Annotated in this window: 21 protein-coding genes; 10 read left to right on the top strand and 11 right to left on the bottom strand. The window is 74.6% G+C overall.

Annotated features, from left to right (window positions below; translation table 11 throughout):
• Positions 1 to 71: 71 nt before the first annotated feature.
• Entirely contained in the window at positions 72 to 3371 is a 3300-nt protein-coding gene (locus tag AB0Q99_RS26075) for a cytochrome P450 (RefSeq protein WP_363575684.1), read from the bottom strand.
• A 175-nt stretch (positions 3372 to 3546) separates the two neighbouring features.
• Here AB0Q99_RS26075 and AB0Q99_RS26070 point away from each other — a divergent pair, with 175 nt between their 5' ends.
• From AB0Q99_RS26070 to AB0Q99_RS26050, 5 genes are all read left to right on the top strand, one after another.
• The gene (locus AB0Q99_RS26070; protein WP_363575682.1) at positions 3547 to 4215 is read left to right on the top strand and encodes a LuxR C-terminal-related transcriptional regulator; all 669 of its coding nucleotides are present in this window, start codon (positions 3547 to 3549) and stop codon (positions 4213 to 4215) included.
• A gap of 203 nt (positions 4216 to 4418) precedes the next feature.
• On the top strand, positions 4419 to 5066 hold the full coding sequence (locus AB0Q99_RS26065) for a hypothetical protein (protein ID WP_363575681.1): 648 nt from the start codon (positions 4419 to 4421) through the stop codon (positions 5064 to 5066).
• Between the two features lie 147 nt (positions 5067 to 5213).
• The gene (locus AB0Q99_RS26060) at positions 5214 to 5909 is read left to right on the top strand and encodes a hypothetical protein (RefSeq protein ID WP_363575679.1); all 696 of its coding nucleotides are present in this window, start codon (positions 5214 to 5216) and stop codon (positions 5907 to 5909) included.
• 139 nt (positions 5910 to 6048) lie between these two features.
• Positions 6049 to 6744 carry a hypothetical protein gene (locus AB0Q99_RS26055; protein WP_363575678.1) on the top strand — a complete coding sequence of 232 codons (696 nt, stop codon included), beginning with the start codon at positions 6049 to 6051 and terminating at the stop codon, positions 6742 to 6744.
• A 135-nt stretch (positions 6745 to 6879) separates the two neighbouring features.
• Entirely contained in the window at positions 6880 to 7455 is a 576-nt protein-coding gene (locus AB0Q99_RS26050; protein ID WP_363575676.1) for an XRE family transcriptional regulator, read from the top strand.
• A gap of 37 nt (positions 7456 to 7492) precedes the next feature.
• Here AB0Q99_RS26050 and AB0Q99_RS26045 read toward each other — a convergent pair whose 3' ends face one another.
• Both AB0Q99_RS26045 and AB0Q99_RS26040 read right to left on the bottom strand, forming a co-directional pair.
• Positions 7493 to 8389, bottom strand: coding sequence for a dihydrodipicolinate synthase family protein (locus AB0Q99_RS26045; RefSeq protein WP_363575675.1), 897 nt, complete (start codon positions 8387 to 8389; stop codon positions 7493 to 7495).
• Position 8390: 1 nt separating this feature from the next.
• The gene (locus AB0Q99_RS26040; protein WP_363575673.1) at positions 8391 to 9248 is read right to left on the bottom strand and encodes an aldolase; all 858 of its coding nucleotides are present in this window, start codon (positions 9246 to 9248) and stop codon (positions 8391 to 8393) included.
• Between the two features lie 359 nt (positions 9249 to 9607).
• Between AB0Q99_RS26040 and AB0Q99_RS26035 the strand changes: the two genes are divergently transcribed.
• Positions 9608 to 10330, top strand: coding sequence for a phosphatase PAP2 family protein (locus AB0Q99_RS26035; protein ID WP_363575671.1), 723 nt, complete (start codon positions 9608 to 9610; stop codon positions 10328 to 10330).
• Between the two features lie 36 nt (positions 10331 to 10366).
• Here AB0Q99_RS26035 and AB0Q99_RS26030 read toward each other — a convergent pair whose 3' ends face one another.
• The 4 genes from AB0Q99_RS26030 to AB0Q99_RS26015 all read right to left on the bottom strand — a co-directional run bounded on the left by AB0Q99_RS26030 (position 10367) and on the right by AB0Q99_RS26015 (position 14264).
• On the bottom strand, positions 10367 to 11044 hold the full coding sequence (locus AB0Q99_RS26030) for a response regulator transcription factor (RefSeq protein WP_363575670.1): 678 nt from the start codon (positions 11042 to 11044) through the stop codon (positions 10367 to 10369).
• Positions 11041 to 12351, bottom strand: coding sequence for a sensor histidine kinase (locus tag AB0Q99_RS26025; protein ID WP_363575668.1), 1311 nt, complete (start codon positions 12349 to 12351; stop codon positions 11041 to 11043). The genes AB0Q99_RS26030 and AB0Q99_RS26025 overlap by 4 nt, the downstream gene beginning before the upstream one ends.
• Positions 12352 to 12453: 102 nt before the next feature.
• Complete coding sequence (locus AB0Q99_RS26020) at positions 12454 to 13305, bottom strand: ABC transporter permease (RefSeq protein ID WP_363575666.1); 852 nt, start codon at positions 13303 to 13305, stop codon at positions 12454 to 12456.
• Positions 13302 to 14264 (bottom strand): ATP-binding cassette domain-containing protein, encoded by a 963-nt coding sequence (locus AB0Q99_RS26015; protein ID WP_363575664.1) that lies wholly within the window; start codon positions 14262 to 14264, stop codon positions 13302 to 13304. The genes AB0Q99_RS26020 and AB0Q99_RS26015 overlap by 4 nt, the downstream gene beginning before the upstream one ends.
• Positions 14265 to 14530: 266 nt before the next feature.
• Between AB0Q99_RS26015 and AB0Q99_RS26010 the strand changes: the two genes are divergently transcribed.
• Positions 14531 to 15364, top strand: coding sequence for a PIG-L family deacetylase (locus tag AB0Q99_RS26010; protein WP_363575662.1), 834 nt, complete (start codon positions 14531 to 14533; stop codon positions 15362 to 15364).
• A gap of 151 nt (positions 15365 to 15515) precedes the next feature.
• Here AB0Q99_RS26010 and AB0Q99_RS26005 read toward each other — a convergent pair whose 3' ends face one another.
• Together AB0Q99_RS26005 and AB0Q99_RS26000 are read right to left on the bottom strand one after the other, a co-directional pair.
• A complete protein-coding gene (locus AB0Q99_RS26005; protein WP_363575660.1) occupies positions 15516 to 17186 on the bottom strand; it encodes a phospholipase D-like domain-containing protein in 1671 nt (556 codons plus the stop codon).
• A 294-nt stretch (positions 17187 to 17480) separates the two neighbouring features.
• Positions 17481 to 18098 carry a TetR/AcrR family transcriptional regulator gene (locus AB0Q99_RS26000; protein WP_363575658.1) on the bottom strand — a complete coding sequence of 206 codons (618 nt, stop codon included), beginning with the start codon at positions 18096 to 18098 and terminating at the stop codon, positions 17481 to 17483.
• Between the two features lie 79 nt (positions 18099 to 18177).
• Between AB0Q99_RS26000 and AB0Q99_RS25995 the strand changes: the two genes are divergently transcribed.
• The 3 genes from AB0Q99_RS25995 (at position 18178) to AB0Q99_RS25985 (ending at position 21000) form a co-directional block, all read left to right on the top strand.
• Positions 18178 to 19011 carry a class II aldolase/adducin family protein gene (locus tag AB0Q99_RS25995; RefSeq protein WP_363575657.1) on the top strand — a complete coding sequence of 278 codons (834 nt, stop codon included), beginning with the start codon at positions 18178 to 18180 and terminating at the stop codon, positions 19009 to 19011.
• 95 nt (positions 19012 to 19106) lie between these two features.
• Positions 19107 to 20129, top strand: coding sequence for a 2-dehydropantoate 2-reductase (locus AB0Q99_RS25990; RefSeq protein WP_363575655.1), 1023 nt, complete (start codon positions 19107 to 19109; stop codon positions 20127 to 20129).
• 118 nt (positions 20130 to 20247) lie between these two features.
• Positions 20248 to 21000, top strand: a complete 753-nt coding sequence (locus AB0Q99_RS25985; protein WP_363575653.1) for a maleylpyruvate isomerase family mycothiol-dependent enzyme — start codon at positions 20248 to 20250, stop codon at positions 20998 to 21000.
• Between the two features lie 117 nt (positions 21001 to 21117).
• On the opposite strand, the gene AB0Q99_RS25980 is transcribed toward AB0Q99_RS25985, so the two are convergent.
• Positions 21118 to 22152, bottom strand: a complete 1035-nt coding sequence (locus AB0Q99_RS25980; RefSeq protein ID WP_363575652.1) for a 2Fe-2S iron-sulfur cluster binding domain-containing protein — start codon at positions 22150 to 22152, stop codon at positions 21118 to 21120.
• On the bottom strand, positions 22149 to 23819 hold the full coding sequence (gene hcp, locus AB0Q99_RS25975) for a hydroxylamine reductase (protein ID WP_363575650.1): 1671 nt from the start codon (positions 23817 to 23819) through the stop codon (positions 22149 to 22151). The genes AB0Q99_RS25980 and hcp overlap by 4 nt, the downstream gene beginning before the upstream one ends.
• Positions 23820 to 23997 lie beyond the last annotated feature (178 nt).

Below are 23997 nucleotides of genomic sequence, written 5' to 3'. Positions count from 1 at the left end.
GGCCCGCGCGCCTGGCGGGCGGCCGCCCGCCCCCCCGCGCCGGGCCCCCACGGCCGTGTCGGGAGGGGCGCTCAGCCCGCGTACACGTCCTCGACGTACCGCCCGGCCTCGATCAGCGCCTGCAGCCAGGCCTGCGCCCGCTGCTCGTCGACCCCCGGCGTCCGCTCCCGGTACAGCTCCCGGAACGCCGCCCGGACGCCCGGGGCCATCCGCCCGCCGTCGCCGCACACGTAGACCTCGGCGCCCGCCTCCAGCAGCGCCCAGACCTCGGCCGCCTCCGCCGCGAGGCGGTCCTGCACGAAGCGCCGCCCGTCCTGCGGCCGCTCGCTGAACGCGGGCCGCATGGAGACCGCGCCCGCCCGCTCGGCCGCCGCCAGCTCCTCCCGGTGCAGGTAGTCCGACTCGGCGGCGTCGCAGCCGAAGTAGAGCAGCGCGGGGGCGAGTTCGACCCCGCGCCGGAGCAGCGCGCGACGGTCGGCGACGGCTCCGCGGAACGGTGCCAGGCCGGTGCCGGCCGCGATCATGATCACCGGGGTCCGGTGCCCGATCCGGAACGCGCCCCGGCAGGGCCGCACCCGGGCCAGCACGGTGTCGCCCACGGCGAGCCGGGCGAGGTGGCCGGAGCCGGTGCCCCGGAAGGTGCCCCGTCCGGAGCGGGCGGGGGCGCTGAGCACGGAGACCATCAGGTCCACCTCGGTCGCGTCCCGGTCGGGCGAGGAGGAGATCGAGTAGTGCCGGGGCCGGATCGGCGGCAGCAGCTCCAGCAGCTCCGGCCAGCCCAGGCTCCCCCGCAGCGCCGGGTGGTCCTCGATCAGGTCCAGCAGAGTGCGCGGGTCGTCCTCGGGCAGTGCCCGCAGCGCGGCCCGCTCGGGCGGGCAGGGGTTGAGCGCGGCCAGCGCGGCGCGCTGCCCGGCGGTCGGCCGGTCCTGCAACTCGACGTGGTGGGTGAGCAGTTCGCGCACCGTGAGCGGGCGGTCGACGGCCGGGCCGGTGCGCCGGTGGGCCACGATGTTCAGCACGGTCCCCGGATCGGCGCCGAACAGCGCGGCCGCGCGCTCGACCAGGGCCGGGTCGTTGGCCGGGAGCACCGTGAGGTGGTCGGCGGTCCGGTAGCCGACGCCCTCGGGCAGGGCGAGGCGGACCAGCCGCTTCACCCGGGGGTAGCCGGGGGCGGTCAGGCTGTCGACGGCCGTGACGGTCAGCTCGGCCATCCCGTGCCGGGCGGCCAGCGCGGCCAGCGGGCCGCCGGCCACCTCGGTCACCGTGTACGCGGCCTCCGGGCGCGGCGGCGCGGCGGGGGCCTCGGCGTCCCCGTACCGCGCCAGCAGGACGGCGCGCAGCGCTTCGGTGAACCGCCGTACGGTGCCGGAGAGGTCGCCGGAGGCGTCGGCCTCGGCGCGGGCGAGCAGCCGGGTGCCGCCGAGGGCGGCGAGCCGGTCGTCGATCAGGGCGGGGACGCGCTGGTAGGTGGCGGCGTAGGTGCGGTCGCCGATGCCGAGCACCGCGTACTCGACGCCGGCCGCCGGGCCGTCCCCACCGTCGTCCTTCAGGAGGCGGCGGACGAACTCGGCCGCGTCGTCCGTCGGCTGTCCGTGGTAGGAGGCGGCCGTGATCACCACCGGACGGTCGGTGGGCAGCCCGTCCGCGTACGCGTCCAGCGGGGCGACGGCGGTGTCGCAGCCGAGGTCGGCGGCGGCCTCGGCGAGTTGCCGGGTGAACTCGCGGCAGGCGCCGTAGTTGGAACCGTGCAGGAGCAGCAGGCCGGTGCCCTGGCGGACCCGGCCGGGGCGCCCGACGGTGGCGGCGGCGTCGGCCCGCACCGCGGCACCGGTCGGCGGCTCGACGGACCCGGACGCGACGGACCCGGTCTCGACGGACCCGGTCTCGGCGGACCCGGTCTCGGCGGACGCGGCGGACGCGGCGGCGGGCGTGCGCCGGGCGAGGCCGAGGGTGAACCCGTCCGGCTTGATGGTGAGCGTCTGCTTGATGCTCAGCCGGTAGTCGGCGTGGTCGATCAGCCGGTAGCGGTGGACCAGCATGCCGAGCAGCATGCTGGCCTCGTGCAGCGCGAACTGCCGTCCGATGCAGGCGCGTTCACCGGTGCCGAAGGGCTTGAACGCGTGCGGGGAACGGGCCGCCTCGGGCTCGGCGTCGAACCGCGAGGGGTCGAACAGCTCCGGGTTGTCGCCCCACGAGGGGTCGCGGTGCAGCATCGGCGTCGACACGAAGACCGTCTCCCCGGCGCGCAGCGGGATCCGCCCGCCGAGCAGGGTGTCCTGGCGCGCCTCGCGGCTGAAGGCGGGCGCGGTCGGCCATAGCCGCAGCGCCTCGTTGAGCACCTGCCGGGTGTAGCGCAGCCGTCCGACGTCCTCGTACGAGGGCTCCGGGTCGGCCTGGTCACCCCAGAGCGCGTCCACCTCCCGCCGCACCTCGCGCAGCACGGCCGGGTGCTTGACCAGGTAGTACATGGCGAAGGAGAGCGCGCCCGAGGTGGTCTCGTGGCCGGCGATCAGGAAGGTGATCACCTGGTTGCGGATGTTCTCGGCGTCCAGCCGGGTGCCGTCACAGGGACGCACCGCACCGAGCATCAGGCCGAGCAGGTCCTCGTCCGGGCCCTGCTCGGCCGCCCCCGCGCGGGCGGCGATCACCTCGTCCACCAGGGCGGCCAGGTAGTCGGCGTCGGTGCGGAAGGCGGCGTCGCGCTCGGTGTGGTCCAGCTCCGGGTCCCGGGTGAAGCTGGTCATCGCCCACTCCAGGCAGCGCACCATCGCCTCCACGAACGGGTGCGGCTCGTCCCGCTCGAAGGAGCCGAAGTCGAAGCCGAAGCCGGCCAGCCCGATGGTGTCCAGGGTCATCCGGGTCATGTCGCCGGGCACGTCCACCGGCAGCCCGGCGCTCTCCCGGCGGTCCCAGGAGTCGACCAGCCGGCGGGCCACCCGCAGCATCACCGGGTGGTAGGTACGCATCGAGCCGAGCGCGAAGGCGGGCATCAGGATGTCGTGCGCCCGGGCCCAGTTGGGCTCCTCGTTGTACGCGGTGAACAGGCCGTCGCCGGTGAACCGGCGGACGTTCTCCAGGCCCGGGCCGATCGACTTGGTGAACCGGGTCTCGTCGGCCAGTTCCTCGACCAGTTCCAGGCCGCTGACCACCAGGGTGTCCCGGCCGTGCAGCCGCTGGACGAAGGCCGGGCCGTGCGCTCTGGCCAGTTCCATGGTCCGCAGCATCGGGGCGGTGACCGGCGGCGCCGAGGAGATGTCCACCAGGGGGACGGCCGGGGCCCCTCCCCCGGTCCCGGTCCTGGCTCCGGCGCTCGGCTCGACTTCGACCCTCGGCTCGGCTCCGGTCCTCGGTTCGGTGGCGGTGTCGGTCATGGTGGGTCCCTCCCGCAGCGGAAAAGTTCGGTTCCCCCCACTCTGCGCCCAACGGAAGGACCGGCCGACCGTGATCACTACATGATTGTGTAGTACCCGGGGCATCCGTGGACTTGCCGACGAACCGTCAGCACTGCCTCACAGCAAGCGGGTACCACGAGGAGGAGGGGCGGACATGCGACCGACCGAGGGCTGCGGCCCGGCGCCGGGGAGCCGGCAGGACGCGGCGGTGATCTGGCGCAACCGGGCACTGCGCCTGCTGGACCACGTGCCGCTGCCGATCGCGGTGGTCGAGTTCGGCGGCCGGACCCTGATCGTCAACCGCGCGATGGCGGCCGAGTTCGGGCTGCTGCCGGGGCAGTTGCGCGACCGGAAGATCCTGGAGTTCTTCACCCTGCGGGACAGCGACACCCTGCAGGCGCTCGCCGAGGCGGTCCGGATGCACCGCCGCTCGCAGTACCCGGCCCGGGTCTCCTGGACGCCGGTCGACGGCCGCGAACGGCACGGCGAGATGACCGTCGACCTGGTCAGCGACACCCCGGAGCAGACCCCGAACCTGCTGCTCTCGCTGCGCGCCGTCGAAGCCACCCGGGAGGTGCCGTCGCCGGGTCCGCGCGCCGAGGTCAGCCCGGTCGAGGCCCGGATCCTCGCCGCGGCGGCCCGGGGTGCCACCACCGCGCAGATCGCCCGGGAGATCGGGATCACCCCGGACGGCGTCAACTACCACCTCGCCCGGCTCTCCCGGCGCTGGCGGGTGCCCAACCGCACCGCCCTGGTCGCCCGCGCCTACGCCACCGGGGTCCTGGCGGCAGACACCTGGCCACCGACTCCCTCGTCCGACTGACGGCACCTCGGATCGTTGACGGCGCGGCCCGGCGGCCCGACCGGAGTTCACAACTCCGTCACAAGGAGGTCCGGCCGCTCCCCCCGCCGACCGCCCCCCTGGCATCATCCCCGCTGGGCACCGGCGCGGTGCCCCGGGGCGCGATCGTGGGGGTTGCCGTGGAGACATGGATGAGGGACCCGGGGGCACCGGACGGATCCCGCGTGAACACCGGAGCGGCCGGCCTGGTCCTGGCACGGGGAGTGCTCGTCCTGGCAGGGCTGGCCGTCACCGCCCTCGGCTTCACCTGGTTCGTCGACGCCCACCACCGGACGGTCGCCCACCACGGCGCCCCGGCCTGCGGCACGGCGGCCGCCACGCCGGGCACGGACTGCGTACGGCACGAGACCGGCAAGGTGACGGCACGGCGGGACCTCGGTGAGGACTCCTACGAGCTGAGGATCTCGCGCGAGTCGGCGTCCACCGACCGGTACACCGTGGGCCGGGCGTTCTTCGACGACGTGGAGGTCGGCACGGACGTGGACCTGACGGTCTTCCGGGGCCGGGTGGCCGCGGTCTCCTACCACGGGCACCGCGCCGAGAACCTGATCATGCCGTGGCTGACCTCTCTCGAGGTGGCCCTCCTGGTCGCCGCGGGCTCGGCCCTGATCGCACGCGGCGTGGCCCGGCCGCGCCGCAAGGTCCTGCGGACCGTCCTCCACTGCGCCTTCTGGGTCGCCCTCCTCGCCTGCTTCGGCGCTCTTCTCATCCTGTCGTTCCAGGCCCCCCTGGCCCTCGCCCTCGGCCTCCCGCTGCTCGGCTGGCTGCTCGCGACCGCCGTCATCACGGCGATCCTCGTCACGGCCGACTGACGCTTCCGCTCCCCGCCCGGTCGCTGTGCCACAACTGCGTTACGAGAAGGTCGAGTTGCCCCCGGCCCGGGCCACCTCCCTGGAATCCTTGCCTTCGGGCAACCGAACACCGGGGAGGCGCCCCGGCCGCGATCGACGGGGATGGCGATGAACGCTCGGATCAGGGACGCGCGGCCGCCCGGCGGCCTCCGCCGGGCCGTCGGAACGGTCCTGCACGTGCTGACGCGGGGCCTGCTCCTCCTGGCGGGGCTGACCGTCACCGTCCTCGGCTTCGACCGGTACGTCGACACGTACCACGTGGTGGGCGCCCACCGTCACGCTCCGATGTGCGGCACGGTGGCGGCGACGCCCGGCACGGACTGCGTCCGGCACGAGACCGGCAAGGTGACGGCGGGTCACGTGGACGGCGGCGATTCCGACTCCTACTGGCTGACCGTGGCCCGGGAGACGGCGGCCGGGGAGGACTACATGGTCGGCAAGGCCCTCTACGACGACGTGGAGATCGGCACGGACGTGGACCTGACGGTCTTCCGGGGCCGGGTGACCGAGATCTCCCACCACGGACATCGCAACGAGAAGCTGATCACCCCCTGGCGGACCTCCGTCGAGATCGCCCTCCTGGTCGGCCTGGGATCCGCCCTCACCGCCTACGGCCTGACCCGGGCGCATCCCGGCACGGCGGCGGCTCCCGTCGGCATGGCCGCCGTCATCGTCCTGCTGTCCCCCTGCGGCACGCTCTTCCTGGTGTCGGCGCAGCTGCCCCTGGCCGTCACCCTGGCCGTCCCCGCCCTCGCCTGGCTGGCCGTCACCGCCGGGAGCACGGCCGCCGCCCGGACCGGCTGACACTCCCGCCGCCCGACCGGGCCGGAAATGCACAACTCCGTCACAAGGAACTCGGGCCACTCCCGCCACGGGCCGCTCCACTGGAATCATCCCTGCTGGGCATCGGGGAGGTGCCCGGAACGCGATCGAGGGGGTTGCGATGAACGCGCGGATCGAGGACGCGAGACCGCCCGGCCGGCCGAGGGCCTCCGGAGCGGTCACCCGCGCACTGGCCCGGTGTCTGCTCGTGGTGGTGGGCCTGGCCGCCGTCGTCGTCGGCTTCGGCTGGTTCCTGGACACCTTCCGCTCGGTGGACGCCTACCGCACCGCGCCGGTGTGCGGAACGCCGGCCGCCGCGCCCGGCACGCCCTGCGTGCGCCGCGAGACCGGCAAGGTGACCGCGCGGAACATCGACAGCGGCGGCGACTCCAACAGCTACCTGCTGACCGTGGCCCGGGAGACCGGGCCCGCCCACACCTTCAACGTCGGCCAGGCCTTCTACGACGAGGCCGGGATCGGCACCGACGTGGACCTGAAGGTCTGGAACGGCCGGGCCGTCGAGGTGTCCTGGCACGGGCACCGCGCCGCGCCGCGCGACATCCCCTTCCGGACCTCCCTCAAGCTCTCCCTGCTGATCGGCGCGGGGTCGGCCGTGACCGTGTACGGGCTGGCCTGGCCGCGCGGGGGCGGCCGGGCGGTGCCGCCGCTGGCCGCCGTCCCGATCACCCTGTCCTCCTTCATCGGCGGTTTCGTCCTCTTCGCCGCCCAGTGGCCCCTCGTCATCACCCTCGGCGTCCCGGCGCTCGGCTGGCTGTTCCTGATCGCCGTCAGCACGGCACTCGCGATCGGCTTCTGACCGCGCCGGACCGAACGGGGTCGGCGCCCGGGGCCGGACCGCCGGGCCGGGACCACTCGGACCGGACCACCCGGACGGCCCGCGGATCCGCGATGGGATAATGGACCGGACGATTCCGCGGGTGAGGGGTGACGCATGAGCGGCAGACTGCGGGTGCTGCGGAAGCAGAACCGGCTCAGCCTGGAGGCGCTCGCCGAGCAGGTCGGCGTCACCAAGAGCTACCTCTCCAAGGTCGAGCGCGGCCTCAGCGACCCGTCGATCTCGACCGCGCTCAAGCTGGCCCACGCCCTCAACGTCGACGTCGGCCGGCTCTTCTCGGACGAGGTGGAGCCCGAGCTCGTCACCGTCGTGCGGGCCGACGAGCGCACCGCGATCGCCGGCGGGACCGGCCCCGGCGCCCCGCACTACGAGGGCATCGCGACCGGCCTCGCCGGCAAGCGGATGGTGCCGTTCGTGATGTACCCGCCGACCGACGCGACCGGCTCGGCGTACAAGTCGCACGCGGGCGAGGAGTTCCTCTTCGTCCACGCGGGCAGCGCGGAGCTGGAGTTCCCCGAGCGGACCGTCCGGCTCGGCCCCGGGGACAGCGTGTACTTCAACGCGGCGCTGCCGCACCGCTGCCGCAGCACGGGGGCGGAGCCGGCCGAGATCCTCGTGGTCATCCACGACGACCCGGCCGGCCCCTCGGACCGCGTCCCCACCCTGCCCTGACCCACGCGCCGGGCCGGGTCAGGGGTCGGGGGCCGGGTCAGCGGTCGGCGTCCGCCTCGGTCAGCAGCCCGGCCAGCCGCTTCGTCCGCGCCTCGTCCAGCGGCAGCAGCGGGTGCCGGGGCTCGCCGACGTCCAGGCCGCGCAGCGTCAGGCCCGCCTTGACGGTGGTCGGCAGGCCGCCGCCGAGCAGGAACTGCAGCACCGGCAGCTGCCGGTAGAACACCGCCCGGGCCGCGTCCAGGTCGCCCGCGCGCACCGCCCGGTACAGCTCCAGGGTGAGCTCCGGGATCACGCAGGGCGCCGCCGTGCACCAGCCGACCGCGCCGGCCGCGAACGCCTCCAGCGCCAGCGGGTTGGAACCGTTGTAGAACGGCAGTGCGCCGTCGGAGAGTTGGGCGAGCCGGTGCATCCGCTGGACGTCGCCGCTGCTCTCCTTGACCATGGTGATGTTCTCCACCTGGTCGACCAGCCGGTGCAGCAGCTCCGGCGGGAGGTCGATCCCGGCGGTGGCCGGGTTGTTGTAGACCATCAGCGGGATGCCGATCGCGCCGGCGATCTCCTGGTAGTGCCGGGTGATCTCCCGCTCGTCCAGCTTCCAGTAGGACAGCGGCAGCACCATCACCACGTCGGCGCCGACGTGTTCGGCGTACCGGGCCCGGCGGACGGCGCTGCGGGTGGTCAGGTCGGCGATGCCGACCACGGTCGGCACCCGGCCGTCGACGGCGGCGACCGAGGCCTCGGTGGCGTCGAACCACTCCCGGTCGTCGAGGTAGGCGCTCTCGCCGGTGGAGCCCAGCGGGGCGATCGCGTGGACGCCGGAGACGACCAGCCGGTCGATCAGTTCGGCGAGCCGGCCGAGGTCGAGGCTGCCGTCGGTGCGGGAGAACGGGGTCACCGGGTAGGCGATGATCCCTTCGAGGACGGTCGCGGGCATCTCAGGAGTCCTTCCGGGCGGAGGTGGGAGCCGGGGTGGGTACGGAGGTGGTCGGGCCCTGCAGGTCGGGTGCGCGGTCCACGGCGTCGCCGTGCCCGGACCGCAGGGCGCGGCGGGCGTAGTAGGCGAAGTTCGCCTGGCCGCGCTTGGGGGTGGAGATCCAGTCGTGCGCCTCCTGCGCCAGCAGCTCGGGGATCTCCTGGATCCTGCCGGCGGCGCTCGCCAGCAGCTGGAGCCGGGCGGCCCGTTCGAAGAGCAGGGCCAGGGTGCAGGCCTCCTCGATGGTCCCGGTGGCGACCAGCTGGCCGTGGTGCGCCAGCAGGAGTGCCCGCTTGTCGCCGAGCGCGGCCGCGATGATCTCGCCCTCCTCGTTGCCGACCGGGATGCCGGGCCACTTCTCCAGGAACGCGCAGTCGTCGTACAGCGGGCAGATGTCCATGTGCGAGACGACCAGCGGGGTCTCCAGCATCGACAGCGCGGAGATGTGCAGCGGGTGGGTGTGGATGACGCAGTTGACGTCGGGTCGGGCGCGGTAGACCCAACTGTGGAAGCGGTTGGCCGGGTTGGCCATCCCGTCGCCCTCCAGGACGTTGAGGTCCTCGTCCACCAGCAGCAGGTTGGACTCGGTGATCTCGTCGAAGCCGAGGCCCAGGCGCTGGGTGTAGTAGGTGCCGGGGCGCTCGGCGCGCGCGGTGATCTGCCCGGCCAGGCCGGAGTCGTGCCCGGCGTCGAACAGGATGCGGCAGGTCAGCGCGAGCTTCTGGCGCACCGTCCAGCCGCTGTCGGGGATCGCGGACTGCATCCGGCGGTGGGCGAGGTCCACCAGCTCGGACTTGCCCGCCTCGAACGTTTCGGCCATGCCGTGGTTCTCCTTCAGGTACCGGGGGTGGCGGCCCCGCGAGACGGCCGGCGGCAGGGCGGAGACCCACCGCAGCGGGCAGCGCGCACAGCGGCGGCCTGCTCCGACGGGACTGTCGGAAGCGCCTCGCGAGGACACGTGATTCACCATAGGACACAATGTGTCCTGCGTCGACCGGCTGCTCACCGGGACCGCGGAACGGCGGGACAGCGGGATCACGGGAAGGCGGAACGGCGGGATGACGGGCGTGGCTGGGCGGCACCGGGCGGCGCGGGCCGCGAGCATGGGCTCCGGGCCCGCCGCCCGCCCGGTCGGCGGCTCCGGCCCGCTCCCGTCCTCGAGGAAAGGCGCAGTGCCCGATGGACCGATCACCCGGGAACGCCCGCCCGCTCGGCGGGCCGTGGCCGCTCGTCGCCACCCTCGCGGCGCTGCTCTTCACGGCGCCGGCCGTGCTGCTGGCCGGCCGCGGCTGGGCGCCGTTCCCCTTCGAGCGGGCCGCGAACGACTGGAGCGTCGCCCACCGGCCGTACCCCGCCCGGAGTGCGGCCGTCGCGGTCACCTGGCTCGGCGGCGCCGTGGTGCCCTACCTCCTCGCCCTGGCCGCCGGGGCCGTCACCCTGCGGGCCGCACCGGCGCCACGGCCTCCGCGCCGCGCCGCCCTGCAGCTGGCCGCCCCGGTGCTGTGGCTGATCGCCGGCCAGCTGGTGCGGCAGGGCGTGATGTACGCCTGCGGACGGCCCCGGCCGCCGCAGCCGAACTGGGCGACGGACGCGTCCGGGTTCTCCTTCCCCTCCGGCCACTCCTTCACCTCGGCGCTCAGCGCCGGTCTGCTCGCCCTGGCGGTCGCCCGCGCCCATCCGGCGGCGGCCCGGAAGGCGGTCGCGGGCGCGGCCGTGTTCACGGTCGCGGTCGGCCTCAGCCGGATCTACCTCGGGGTGCACTGGCCGCTGGACGTCCTCGGCGGCTGGCTCCTGGCCGCCTGGTGGCTCGCCGTCGGAGCCGTGGTCCTGCGCCCGCTCCAGCGGACCGGGCCGCCCGCGGACGCGCGGCGGCCGGGCCCACCGGAGCCGAACAGCGCATGACCCGGGCGGCCCGGGACCCGGACGGCCCGGGAGCGCTCAGACCGGCGGCTGCGGGCGGGTCAGGCCCCGGTCGTAGGCGAAGATCACCGCCTGCACCCGGTCCCGGGCGCCGATCTTCCCCAGCACCCGGCTGACGTGCGTCTTGACGGTCGACTCCGCCAGCACCAGGCGCTGGGCGATCTCCCCGTTGGTCCAGCCCTGGGCGATGGCGAGCAGGATCTCGCGTTCGCGGTCGGTGAGGGCCTCCAGCCGGGGGTCGGCGGCGGGTGCCGCGCCCGGCGGGCGGACCGGGAGGCGGTGGGCGTAGGCGTCGAGGAGGCGCCGGGTGATGGCGGGGGCGACCACCGCGTCGCCCTCGGCGACGGAGCGGATCCCGGAGAGCAGTTCCTCCGGCCGGGCGTCCTTGAGCAGGAACCCGCTGGCCCCGGCGCGCAGCGCGGCGTGCGCGTACTCGTCGAGGTCGAAGGTGGTCAGCACCAGGATCCGGGAGCGGCCGCCGCCGGCGACGATCCGGCGGGTCGCCTCGATGCCGTCCATGCCGGGCATCCGGATGTCCATCAGGACGACGTCGGGCCGCAGGTCGGCGGTGAGCCGGACGGCCTCGGTGCCGTGGGCGGCCTCGCCGACGACCTCGGTGTCGGGCTGGCTCTCCAGCAGCATCCGGAAGCCGTAGCGCTGGAGCGGCTGGTCGTCCACGATGAGGACGGTGGTCACGTCGGGCCGCCTGTCGGGTCGGGGGTGAGGTCGAGTACGGCCTCCACGGTCCATCCTGCACCGGGTCCGGGTCCCGCCGTGACGGCGCCCCCGTACAGGGCCGCGCGTTCGCGGATGCCCGTGAGGCCGTGGCCCTCGCCGCCGGGGTGCGCGGGTGTGCGGACGCCGGGGGGCGGGCCGCTGTCCTGGACGCGGACCCGCAGCCGGTCGGTGCCGGCGGTCAGGGTGACGTGGGCCCGGGTGTCGGGGCCGGCGTGCTTGAGGGCGTTGGTGAGCGATTCCTGGACGATCCGGTAGGCCATCAGCTGCATGCCGCGGTCGAGCCGGTCGAGGTCGCCGGCGGCGGTGTACACCACCTGCGGCCCGGCGGCGCGGATCCGGGCGCACAGCCCGTCGAGGTCGGCGATGCCCGGCTGGGGGGTGAATTCGGCGGCCTCCTCGCCCTGGTCCCGCAGGACGCCGAGCATCCGCCGCAGTTCGCCGAGCGCCTGGCGGCTGGTGTCGCCGATCAGCAGCAGGGCTTCGCGGCCGCGTTCGGGGGCGGCCTGGGCCGCGTACGCGCCGCCGTCGGCGAGGGTGACGATGACGGACAGGTTGTGGCCGATGATGTCGTGCATCTCGCGGGCCACCCGGGCGCGCTCGGTGGCGGTGGCGAGGCGGCTGCGCTGGTCGCGTTCGATCTCCAGCCGGGCCGCGCGTTCGCGCAGTCCGGCGAGCTGGGCGCGCCGGATGCGGACCGCGATGCCCAGGGCGACGGCCGCCGTCGCGGCGCTGAACAGGAAGAACAGCGCGTCCCCGACCGGCAGCCCGCCGCCGGAGACGGCCGCGGCGACCACGGCGACGGCGCCGACCATGGCGGCGCAGGACCAGGCCAGGTGCCGCAGCCGGCCGTGCAGGGCCAGGCTGTAGAGCGCCACCAGCAGGGCGACGTCGGCGCGCAGGCCGACGTTCAGCGACCACTGCAGGACGAACACCGCCATGATCGCGACGAAGGCCGCCGTGGGCCGGCGGCGGCGCCACAGCAGCGGGAGGACCAGGCCCGCCTGCAGCGCCAGCGTCGCGGGCAGCGGCAGCCGGGTGAGGACGATCCGGTGCTCGCGCGGGCCGGCGTCGCCGTGCCCGGGCAGGACGTCCGGCAGACAGAACAGCAGGACGACGACGGCGACCACCGCGGTGTCGAACACCCAGGGGTGGTCGCGGTCCGCCTGCCGCACCCGCTGGCCGATCCGGGCCAGGCGCGCGAACACCGGGCCGGACAGCACCTCGGCTCCGGTGAACGGGCCCGTGGAGGTGGCGTACTCGCTCACCGCTGGCACCTCCTTGGTCGGCCTGTACGCGTCACGAACGTGGAGTGCGGCGCCGGTTCGCTCCGGCGCCGCACTCCGAGTGTGTCAGGTGTCCCGCCGGTCTCAGGCGTCGGTGCGGGCCAGGCGCACGGCCGCTCCCGCCAGGGCGAGCACCGTCCAGCCGAGGAAGACGAGCAGCCCGGCCGTCGGCGACAGCGTGGTGCTGTCGTGCTGGAGGGCGAACATCGCCTCGCCCGCGTGGCTGGGCAGGTAGGGGCTGATGTGGTCCTGCCACGAGCTGGGCAGCAGCGCGGTCAGGCCGGGGATCAGCATCAGCGTGGCCACCAGGACGGCGATGCCGCCGGCCACCGAGCGCAGCAGCGCGCCCAGCGCGACGCCGATCACGCCGACCAGGGCGAGGTAGAGCCCGGCCCCGAGCAGGCCGCGCACGACCCCGGTGTCGGAGAGGGTCATCGCGGCCCGGGTGTCGGCGACGATGCGGCTGTCGGCGAGGAAGGTCGCGAACACCCCGGCGGTGCCGAGGAGCAGCGCGATCACCCCGTACACGGCGGCCTTGGACCACAGCACCGGCAGGCGGCGCGGCACGGCGGCCAGCGTGGAGCGGATCATGCCGGTCGAGTACTCGCCGGCGGCCACCAGCACGCCGAGGACGCCCAGGCTGAGCTGGGCGAAGTTGGTGCCGAACAGCGACAGCCGCAGCGCGCTCGCCTGGGCGAAGTCCCGGTCCATCGGCCGGCCCTCGCTGATCCGCGACTTGAACTGGAACGCGGCGATCAGGCCGAAGGCGACCAGGAAGAGCAGCGACAGGCCGAGGGTGATCCAGGTGGAGCGCAGCGACCACAGCTTGGCCCACTCGGAGCGCAGCACCCGCGGCGCCGTGACCTTGTACTCGGGACGGGCGGGCCGCACGCCGGCGGGCGCGGACGGCGTCGGGCTCGGTGCGACGGTGCTCATGCCGCGCTCCTCGGGTTCTCGGTGCCGGCGGTGCCGGCAGCGGCGGTGGCACCGGTGGTGCCGTGGTACTCGACGGCGTCGCGGGTCAGCTCCATGAACGCCTCCTCCAGGGAGACCGTCCGGGGGGTGAGCTCGAAGAGCGCGATGCCGCGCTCGGCGGCGGCGAGGCCGATCTCGCGGGCCGTGCGGCCGGTGACGAGGAGTTCCTCCGAGCCGGCCAGGCCGGTGACCTCCACGCCCGGTCCGGCGAGCGCGGAGCGCAGCGCGGCCGGGTCGGCGCTGGCGACCTTGACCGCGTCGCCGCCGGCCTGGCGGACCAGTTCCTGGACGGTGGTGTCGGCCAGCAGCCGGCCCCGTCCGACGATGATCAGGTGGTCGGCGACCAGGGCCATCTCGCTCATCAGGTGGGAGGAGACGAAGACGGTGCGGCCCTCGGCGGCGAGCGCGGTGAGGAGGTTGCGGATCCACAGCACGCCCTCGGGGTCGAGGCCGTTGACGGGCTCGTCCAGCATCACGGTGGCCGGGTCGCCCAGCAGGGCCGAGGCGATGCCGAGCCGCTGGCCCATGCCGAGCGAGAACGCCCCGGCACGCTTGCGGGCGACCGACTGCAGCCCGGTCAGCTCGATGACCTCCTCGACCCGGCGGCGCGGGATGCCGTGGGTGTGGGCCTGGGCCATCAGGTGGTTGAAGGCGGAGCGTCCGGGGTGGATCGACTTGGCCTCCAGCAGCGCGCCGACCTCCTGCAGCGGGGCCGCGTGCTCGGCGTAGCGGCGGCCGTTGACCCGCACCGTGCCGCTGGTGGGGGCGTCGAGTCCGACGATCATCCGCATGGTGGTGGACTTGCCCGCGCCGTTGGGCCCGAGGAAGCCCGTCACCGTTCCCGGCCGGACCGTGAAGTCCAGCCGGTCCACGGCGGTCTTCTCGCCGTAGCGCTTCGTCAGCTGGTGCGCCTCGATCATCGGTCATCCCTGTGCTCCGGGGCCGGTCCGTCCCGGCCGCCCTCGCCTCCCACGCTAGGGGCGGGAGCGGCCGGATCCGTGGTACCGGGGGCCGATCATCGGCGCGCCCGTAGTACCGCGGTACCACGGGGTGCTGCGACGGCGGGGAGGCCCGCCCCCGGGGAATTCCACCCGGCTGTCACCGGTCGCCCCGATAATGCGGGGCGGTCGCCCACTGCCGTGGCGCAGACTCGAACCGAGCACTCACTGACCGGAGGATGGTTTTCATGGTTGACCGGCCGTTGACGATGATGGCGGTGCACGCCCACCCCGACGACGAGGCCAGCGGAACGGGGGGCGTCCTCGCGCGGTACGCGGCGGAGGGCATCCGCACCGTCCTCGTCACGTGCACGGACGGCGGTTGCGGGGACGGCCCGGGGGGTGTCAAGCCGGGCGACCCCGGGCACGATCCGGCGGCCGTCGCGGCGATGCGCCGGCGGGAACTGGAGGCCAGCTGCGAGGTGCTGAAGGTCAGTCACCTGGAGCTGCTGGAGTTCGCCGACTCCGGGATGATGGGCTGGCCGACCAACGAGGCCCCCGGTTCGTTCTGGCGGACCCCGGTCGAGGACGCGGCCGCCCGCCTCGCCGAGCTGATGCGCCGGTACCGGCCCGATGTGGTCGTCACCTACGACCAGAACGGGTTCTACGGCCACCCCGACCACATCCAGGCGCACCGCATCACGATGGCGGCGCTCGAGCTGACCGAGCTGGCGCCCAAGGTCTACTGGACGACGGCTCCGCACTCGATGATGCGGCGGTTCGTCGAGGTCATGCGCGAGTTCGGCTCGGACTGGGAGGAGCCGGACCCGGCGGAGGCCGCCGAGATGCCCGCGATCGGTCTCCCCGACGAGGAGGTCACCACCTGGGTGGACACCACCGCGTTCGGGGACCAGAAGTTCGACGCCCTGGCCGCGCACGCCAGCCAGGGCGAGAACATCTTCTTCCTGCGGATGGGCAAGGAGCGGTTCAACGACCTGTGGGGCGTGGAGACCTTCGTCCGGGTCCGGGACACCACCGGCGCGGCCGTGCCCGAGAACGACCTCTTCGCCGGGCTGCGCTGACCGCCGCCGCTCCGACGCGGTTCCGGTGTGACCCCGGGGTCACACCGGAGCGGCCGGGTCACACCGGAGCGGCGCACCGCCCGGCCGCGGCGCAGTGGACTGCCGCGCGGCCGGGCGGTGCGGTGCCGGTGCTGCCGGCGGCGCCGGGGCGTCAGCCCTCGCAGAGGCCGCGGCTGTAGTCGACGGTCGCGGCGGCCTGCGAGTACTGCCACTGCGGGGCGAGCAGCCGCTGGTCGAGCTGGGCGGCGGCGGTGCGGTCCTCGACGACGTAGCCGAAGTCCTGCAGCCAGGCCGGGTACAGGTTCTTGGAGCCGATGAAGAAGGCGGATCCGTCGACCGAGACCAGCTTGTGGTGCAGCGCGTAGGGGTGGCCGTCGGCCCAGGTCGGGGTGGCGGCGGCGCGGAACGGGGCGAGCTGGAGGTTGCGGCACATCGTCGCCTCGGCCTGCGCCGGGTCGCCGAGGCGGGCGGTGAGGCGGGCGACGAGGGTGTCGCTGATCTCGTTCAGGGACTTGATCTGCGAGTAGCCGCCGCTGCCGACCGTGCCCCGGTTGCCCGGGTCGCTGACCACGATGCGGACCTTCACGCCCTCGGCCATCTTGGCCGCGAGCAGGTCGAAGAGCCGCACGTCGTAGCGGGGCAGCGGCGGGCAGGTGCCGGTCACGTCCTGCTGGGAGATGTCGATCCGGCTGCCGGCGCCCGCGATCAGCGCGCGCAGGGCGGACTCCTCCGGGTTGACGGTCGCGTAGTCGCGGTCGGCGTTGGTGTTGTCGTGCAGGCCGATCGGGCCGCAGGCGAGGTCGGCGGGGGTGGGCACCGGGCCCGGGCGGTAGCCGGAGGCGGCGTCCTTGCCGCGGATCCCGACGCCCAGGCCGCCGACGGCGATCACCGGCAGGCCGCCGGTGGCGGGCACCCGGTCGGCCGGCGGGTTCTGGCGCTTCTCCAGGTCGGGGGTGCAGGTGGCGCCGTTGGTGGAGGCGAACCAGGCGGCCGAGAACACCCCGGTGTTGCGGCAGGTCCAGTCCCACAGGGTGTCCAGGTAGGCGCCGGCGGAGGCGGCGGCCGGGCCGGTCAGCGCGAGGTCGACGTCGGTGACCGGGTGGGTGGTGTCGAGGTAGTCGTTCTTCCAGTTGTTGATCCCGCCGGTGATGACGCTCCGCCCGTCGACGACCAGCAGCTTGGAGTGGTTCCAGGAGAACGCGGTCTTGGCGGTGGTCATCGAGGCGACCTCCAGGGTGACCCGGCCGGCGGCGTCGCCGAGCTTGGCCACCAGGTCGTCCCGGTACTTCGACGGGAGCGCGGTGATGTTGTACAGCGGCGCGGCTCCGGCCAGGACCCGCACGTGCGGCGTGTTCCCGGCGGCCACCGAGGCCTTGAGGCCTGCCACGATGGCGTCCTGGAACGCGCCGTCCGGGAACGGCGCGAGGGTCGAGATGTCGACGGTCCGGGTGGCCTGCGCGATGTTCTCGCGCATCCGGTCGAGCAGTTGCCGGGTGCCGGTGCGCTCGGTGCAGGAGGGGTCGCCCCAGCAGCCGGGGGTCTGCAGCAGCCAGCCGCCCGGGTCGTCGGCGGGCGCGTCGAGCCGGTTGCCCGCGGTGCGCTGCCAGACCGTGCCCTCCAGGCCGGGGGACACCTGACGCAGCGCCTGTTCCACCGCGTCCAGGTACGGGGTGGCGTCGGTCCGCGCGGCCGGGGCGGCGGCCGGCGCGGGGGCCTGGTCGGCGAACGCGGGGGCGACGGGCAGGGCGCAGAGGGCGGTGGCGAGGGCCAGGGCCGGACCGGCGAGACGGCGACCGGAGCGGCGGGACTGGTGATCGAGCACGGACGGGTCCTTCAGGAGGGCGGCCCGGGACGTTCACCCGGGCGACAGCAGGGAATTACCCCAGGGTAACCTGAGGTGGTGTCAGGATCCTGCCAAGATTGACGCCGCGACCCGGCCCGGATCGCCTTCACCCACGGGAACGGGCAAGCCCCGGACCGGAGTTGACCCCAGCCCGGGGCTCGCACAGGTTTTCCCACCGGTTTTCCCACCGGTTTCCCGGAAACCGACCGGGAGACCGGCCGGCCGTCACCGCGCCAGGACGCCACGGCCTCAGGACGTCACGGCCTCACCGCCTCAGGCCGGGCCGGACTCCGTGGTGAGCGCCGTCAACAACGGCGCCAGGAAGCGCCGTTCGAGCCGGCCCGGCGGCAACTGCTCGGGCTCGACGTAGCTCTGGGCCAGCCCGCCCTCACGGATCGCGATCAGCAGCCGGGCGACCTCGTCGGGATCCGCGGTGAGGGTGCGGCCGGCCCGGGCCAGGTGGTCGGTGAGCGCGCGGGCGAGCTCGGCGCGCAGCCGGGCGTCGTGGCGGGCGAGCACCCAGGCGGCCTGCGGGTCACGGATGGCGTGCAGGGTGAACTCGGTGGTGACCAGGTACCAGTCGCGTTCGGCCGGTTCGATCTCGCAGAGGACCTCGACCAGCGCCGGCAGAGTGAGGTCCTCGGCGGCGATCGAGTCGACCAGGTCGGTCATCCGCCCGAGGATCCGGTCGCTGTGCGCGTCGAACAGCGCGAGGAACAGCTCCTCCTTGCTGCTGAAGTTGGAGTAGAACGCGCCCCGGGTGTAGCCGGCCCGCTCGCAGATCTGCTCGATGGTGGCGGCGCGGAACCCGTGCTCGGCGAAGGTCTCCAGCGCGGCCTGGAGCAGGGCCGCACGGGTGCGCGGTCGTCGCTTGGTCTCACCCTTGGGCATCGGTGGCATCCCGGTTCCGGATCCGTACGCGTACCGGATCCATTGTCGTATCGGATACACGACTGTATCTTCTGGGGCCATGAGCACCCCACCGCCTCCCGGCGCGGGCACCCCGCTGCCCGCCTCGCTCGCCGCCGCCGTCGGACCGCTGCCCGCCGGAGTCACCCTGCCGCTGCCGCCGAGCTTCGACTCGGTGGCCGCCGAACGCCGGTACCGCAAGGAACAACTCGCCGCCGGCTTCCGGCTGTTCGGCCGGTTCGGGTTCTCCGAGGGGGTCGCCGGGCACATCACCGTGCGCGACCCGGAGCACCCCGACCGCTTCTGGGTGAACCCGTTCGGGATGCCGTTCAGCATGATCAAGGCCTCGGACCTGATCCTGGTCGACCACGAGGGCACCCTGCTGCACGGCAACCGGCCGGTGAACCGGGCCGCGTTCGTGATCCACTCCCAGGTGCACGCGGCCCGCCCGGACGCGATCGCGGCCGCCCACGCGCACTCACTGCACGGGAAGGCCTTCTCCAGCCTCGGCATCCCGCTCGACCCGCTCACCCAGGACGCCTGCGCGTTCTTCGAGGACCACGGGCTGTACAGCGACTACCGGGGCGTGGTGAACGAGGTCGACGAGGGCAAGCGGATCGCGGCCGCCCTCGGCGCGCACAAGGCGGTGATCCTGCAGAACCACGGGCTGCTGACGGTGGGCGGGTCGGTCGCCGAGGCGGTCTGGTGGTTCGTCACGATGGAGCGCTCCTGCCAGGCCCAGCTGCTCGCCATGGCGGCCGGCACCCCGAAGCACATCGACCGGGAGACGGCGCTGCTCACCCGGGGTCAGGTCGGCAGCGGCCTGGCCGGCTGGTTCCAGGCGCAGCCGCTCTTCGAGCAGATCGGCGCGACCGACCCCGACCTGGTCGGCTGACCCGGCCCGCGTCCGCCCGCCGCACCCGTCGCCCGCACCCGCCCGCCGCACCCCACCCGCCCGCACCCCACCGGACCGCCGGAAGGACGCCAGCCGTGCACCAGGAACCGCGGATCGCCGTCTTCGGCGCCGGCAGCATCGGCTGCCACCTCGGGGGCATGCTGGCCGCCGCGGCGGACGTCACGCTGATCGGCCGGCCGGCGGCGATGGCCGCCGTCGCACGGGACGGGCTGACCCTGACCGGCCCCGGCGACGCCCGGCGGGAGGTGCGCGGGCTGACCGTCGCCACCGGCGCGGCCGCCGCCGCCTCGGCGGACTACGTGCTGGTGACCGTCAAGTCCGCCGACACCCGGGCGGCCGGGCGCGAACTGGCCGGACGGCTGGCGCCCGACGCGGTCGTGATCAGCTTCCAGAACGGCCTGCACAACCCGGAGCGGCTGCGCGCCGAGCTGCCGGGCCACCGGGTGCTCGCCGGGATGGTCCCGTACAACGTCGTGCGCAGCGGTCCGGCCGCCGTCCACCAGGGCAGCGCCGGCGCGCTGCTGGTCGAGGAGGCCTCGGCGGCCGACCGGTTCGCGGCGGCGGCCCGGGCCGGCGGGCTCGCCCTGGCGCTGCACCCGGACATGCCCGCCGTGCAGGCCGCGAAGCTGCTGATGAACCTGAACAACGCGGTGAACGCGCTGTCCGGGCTGCCGCTGCGCGAGGAGCTGGGCACCCGGGCGTACCGCGCCTGCCTGGCCCGCTGCCAGCGGGAGGCGCTGGCCGCGTTCCGGGCGGCGGGCATCGCGCCCGCCCGGCTCGGCCCGGTGCCACCGCGCTGGACGCCCCGGGTGCTCGGGCTGCCCGACGCGCTCTTCCGCCGGGTGGCCGCCGCCGCCCTGCGGATCGACGCCCGGGCCCGCTCGTCCATGTGGGAGGACCTGGAGCGCGGCCGGCCGACCGAGATCGACGCGCTCCAGGGCGAGGTGATCGCGCTCGCCACCCGGCACGGCCTGGCGGCGCCGGCCAACGCCCGCCTGGCGGCGCTGGTCCGCGAGGCCGAGCGGGCCGGTCCGGGTGCCGCGCGCCGGTGGTCGGGCCCGGAGCTGCTGGCGGCGCTCACCGCGCCCGATGCTTGACAGGGTCAACCTTTCAGGCCTAGCGTCGCCACCGTTGTTTCATGCGATGAACCATCGGGCGCAGCAGCCGCAGCCGTCCCGAGGCGCCGCCAGGCCCGCATCCCCGGAGAGCACGTTGATGACCCCGCACGACCACGGCACCGCCGTCGCCGCCGAGACCGCCCGCTTCGTCAGCATCGTGCGGCAGGCCGACCCGTCGCTCCCGGTGCCCACCTGCCCGGGCTGGACGCTCGCCGACCTCCTCCGGCACGCCGGCAGCGTGCAGCGCTGGTTCACCGTGCTGCTCGGTCAGCGGATCCAGGAGCCGCCGCGCAGCCGCGACGTCGAGCTGCGGCTGCCCGAGCGGCCGGAGGACTACCCGGCCTGGCTGGCCGAGTCGGCCGAGTCGGCCGCCGCCGCGTTCACCGACCTCGACGCGCCCATGTGGGCCTGGGGCGCCGACCAGCACGCCCGGTTCTGGGTGCGCCGGATGCTGTTCGAGACCCTGGTCCACCGCGTCGACGCGGAACTCGCGCTCGGCCTCACGCCGGCCGTCGACCCGGCCCTGGCGGCCGACGGCGTGGCCGAGTTCCTGACCAACCTGCCCTTCGCCGCGTTCTTCGCGCCCGGGACGGCCGCACTGCGCGGCCCGGACCGGACCATCCGCTTCGGCCGCACCGACGGCGAGGACACCTGGCTGGTGCGCCTGCGCCCCGACGGCTTCGGCCTCGACCCGGACGGCGCGGAGGCCACCGCCGACGCCACCGTCCGGGCCGGCGCGGCCGACCTGCTGTTGCTGCTCTACGGGCGGCTCGACCGCACCGCCGCCGGCGTCGAGGTCTCCGGCGACGAGGAGCTGCTGGCCCACTGGTTCGCCAACTCCGCCTTCTGACCGGGGCCGGGCGGCTCCTGCCGGCAGGAGCCGACCCCGCCGGAAAGAGCCCCCTGCCGCAAAGGCGCCGCCCCCGCCCCGGCGACGGGGGGGCGGAGGGCGGGGGCGGCGCCGGTCTCAGCCGGCCAGGAAGCGCTCCCGGTGCACCTGCTCCGGCGGCACCCCGCCGAGCAGCGCGGCCCGCAGCACCGCGTCGACCAGCGGCGGCGGCCCGCAGACGTACACGTCCGGTGCGACGCCGCCGAGTTCGGGCAGCGCGGCGGCGAACCGGTCCGCCGGGGTGCCGGTCGGGCCGGACCAGCCGGGGAGCGGTTTCCAGACGCAGATCTCGTACTGGAAGCCCGGCAACTCGGCGGCCACGGCGGCGAGTTCGCGTACACCGAAGACGTCGTGCGGTTCGTTGACCCCGAGGAACAGCCGGGCCGGCTGCGGTTCCTGCCACTCCGCCATCCGGCGGACCATCGCCAGCAGCGGGGCCAGGCCGGTGCCGCCGGCCACGAACCAGCGCGGGCGCAGGCCGGTCTCGTGCAGCCCGAAGGCGCCCTGCGGGCCGTGGACGGTGAGCCGGTCGCCGGGGGCGGCCCGCCGGGCGAGGTACGAGGAGAACCGCCCGCCCTCCCGCAGCCGGACGTAGAACTCCAGCCGCCCCTCCCAGTTGCCGGTGTCGGCGAGCGAGTAGGCCCGCTTGGTCTCCTCCCCCGGGACCTGCAGCTCCATGAACTGGCCGGGGTCGAACTGGCAGTCCGTCTCGCCGTCGAGGCGCAGTTCGAGCCGTACGGTGTCCTGCGCGACCGGTTCGAGCGCCGTGATGACGGCCTCCCGGACGGGGATGCCGCCGTACAGGATCCGGGACTGCTCGTACGGCAGGGCGGCGGTCAGCGGCCCGCACGGGAAGGTGCGGCACAGCAGCACGTCGCCGCGCCCGCGTTCGTCCGCCGGGAGGGCCTGCTCGCTGTACGGGCCCAGCTCGTACGCGCCGCCGGTGACGGAGGCGTGGCAGGAGCCGCAGGTGCCCTGTCGGCAGGAGGCGGGCAGGGTGGCGCCGGCCTCCGCCGCGGCCTCCAGCACGCTGCTGCCGGGGGCGCAGGTGAACTCCAGGCGCCCGCCGTCGGCGGTGGTGAGGACGACCGGGCTCGGTTCGGGCCCGCTCACGAGGCCGTCCGCTCCAGCGCCGCGGCCAGGTCGGCGGTCGGGTCGCCGGTCACCCGCAGGCCGAACCGCTCGACCAGGCCGTCGACCAGCGCGGGGGTGAGGAAGCCGGGCAGCGAGGGGCCGAGGTGGATGTCGCGGATGCCCAGTGCGAGCAGCGTGAGCAGGACGGCGACCGCCTTCTGCTCGGTCCAGGCGAGCGCCAGGGTGAGCGGCAGGTCGTTGATCCCGCACTCGAAGGCGTCGGCGAGCGCCGTCGCGATCTTGATCGCCGAGTAGGTGTCGTTGCACTGCCCGAGGTCGAGCAGCCGCGGGATGCCGCCGATGTCGCCGAACTCGTGCCCGTTGAAGCGGTACTTGGCACAGCCCAGGGTGAGCAGCACGCTGTCCTCGGGCGCGCCGAGCGCGAAGTCGGTGTAGTAGTCGCGGCCGGGGGTGGGGCCGTCGCAGCCGCCGATCAGGAAGAAGTGCCGGATCGCGCCCTGGCGGACCGCGTCGACGACCTGGTCGGCGACCGCGAGGACGGCGTCGCGGCCGAAGCCGACGGTGATGAACCGCTCCTCGGCCGGGGTCTCCGGGAAGCCGGGCAAGGCCTTGGCGGCCTGGATCAGCGGGGCGAAGTCGTGGTCGGTGAGGTGGCGGACGCCGGGCCAGCCGACCGGTCCGGCGGTGAAGATCCGGCGGCGGTAGCTGACGTGCGGTTCGATGATGCAGTTGGAGGTCATCAGGATCGGACCGGGGAAGGCGGCGAACTCCCGCTGCTGGTCCTGCCAGGCGCCGCCGTAGTTGCCGGCCAGGTGCGGGTGCGCCTTGAGCAGCGGGTAGGCGTGCGCGGGGAGCATCTCGCCGTGGGTGTAGACGTTGATGCCCAGGCCCGCGGTCTGCTCCAGCACGGCCTCCAGGTCGCGCAGGTCGTGGCCGCTGACCAGGATCGCCTTGCCGACGACCGGGGTGGTGCGGACGGCGGTGGGCTGCTGGGCGCCGTAGGTGCCGGTGTTGGCGGCGTCGAGCAGTTCGATCGCCGCGAGGTTCAGCCGGCCGAGGCCGACGGCGCGCTCCAGCAGCTCGGCCGGGTCGGTCGGCGCGCCGGCCAGGTAGGCCAGGGCGTCCTCCACCCCGCCGGACACCTCGGCGCTCTGCCGGCCCAGCACGTGGGCGTGGTGGGCGTAGGCGCAGATGCCCTTCAGCGCGTACAGGTGCAGCGAGCGCAGCCCGACCACGTCCGGTCCGACCAGGTCGAGCCCGGCGTCCACGCGGAAGTCCTGGGCCTGGCGGGCGAGTTCGGCGGGGTTCGCACCCGGGGTCCAGGCCGCCGGGCCGGTGAGCGGCTCGGGCTCGCGGCCGGCGGCGCGCGCGGCCCGCTCGTAGCCCGCTCTGGCCCGGTCGCGGACGGCGACGGCCTCCTGGATCAGGACGGCGAAGCGGGTCGGGTTGAAGTTGACGTTGGTGAGCGTGGTGAAGACCGCGTAGCGGATGAAGGCCGCCGCGTCGTCGTCCGGGGCGCCGAGGGCGCGTGCCTTCGCGGCGTACTGGGCGATGCCCTCGACCGCGTGGACCAGCAGGTCCTGGAGGTCCGACGTGGTGGCATCCTTGCCGCAGTTGCCGATCAGGCCGGCGCAGCCGGGGGTGGTGCCGGTGCGGTCGGTCTGTTCGCACTGGAAGCAGAACATGCGGGTCCTCCGGGACTCGTGGGCATCGTGCCGCGCGGGCGGCGGGGGGCTCGCCGGCGGCTCATCCAGGATCGGAGCGGGCCGCTTCGGCGCCCAGGGTCGGACGGCCCGGTCGTCGGGCCCGGTGGTCCCGCCTCCCCCGTGTCCCCCATGTCCCCCGTGTCCCCCGGTTCCCTCC

Origin of the sequence: Kitasatospora sp. NPDC086791 (assembly GCF_040685975.1) — a bacterium.
Classification (GTDB): domain Bacteria; phylum Actinomycetota; class Actinomycetes; order Streptomycetales; family Streptomycetaceae; genus Kitasatospora.
Note: the sequence above shows the minus strand (reverse complement) of the source record. Positions and strands in the feature narration are given on the sequence as shown.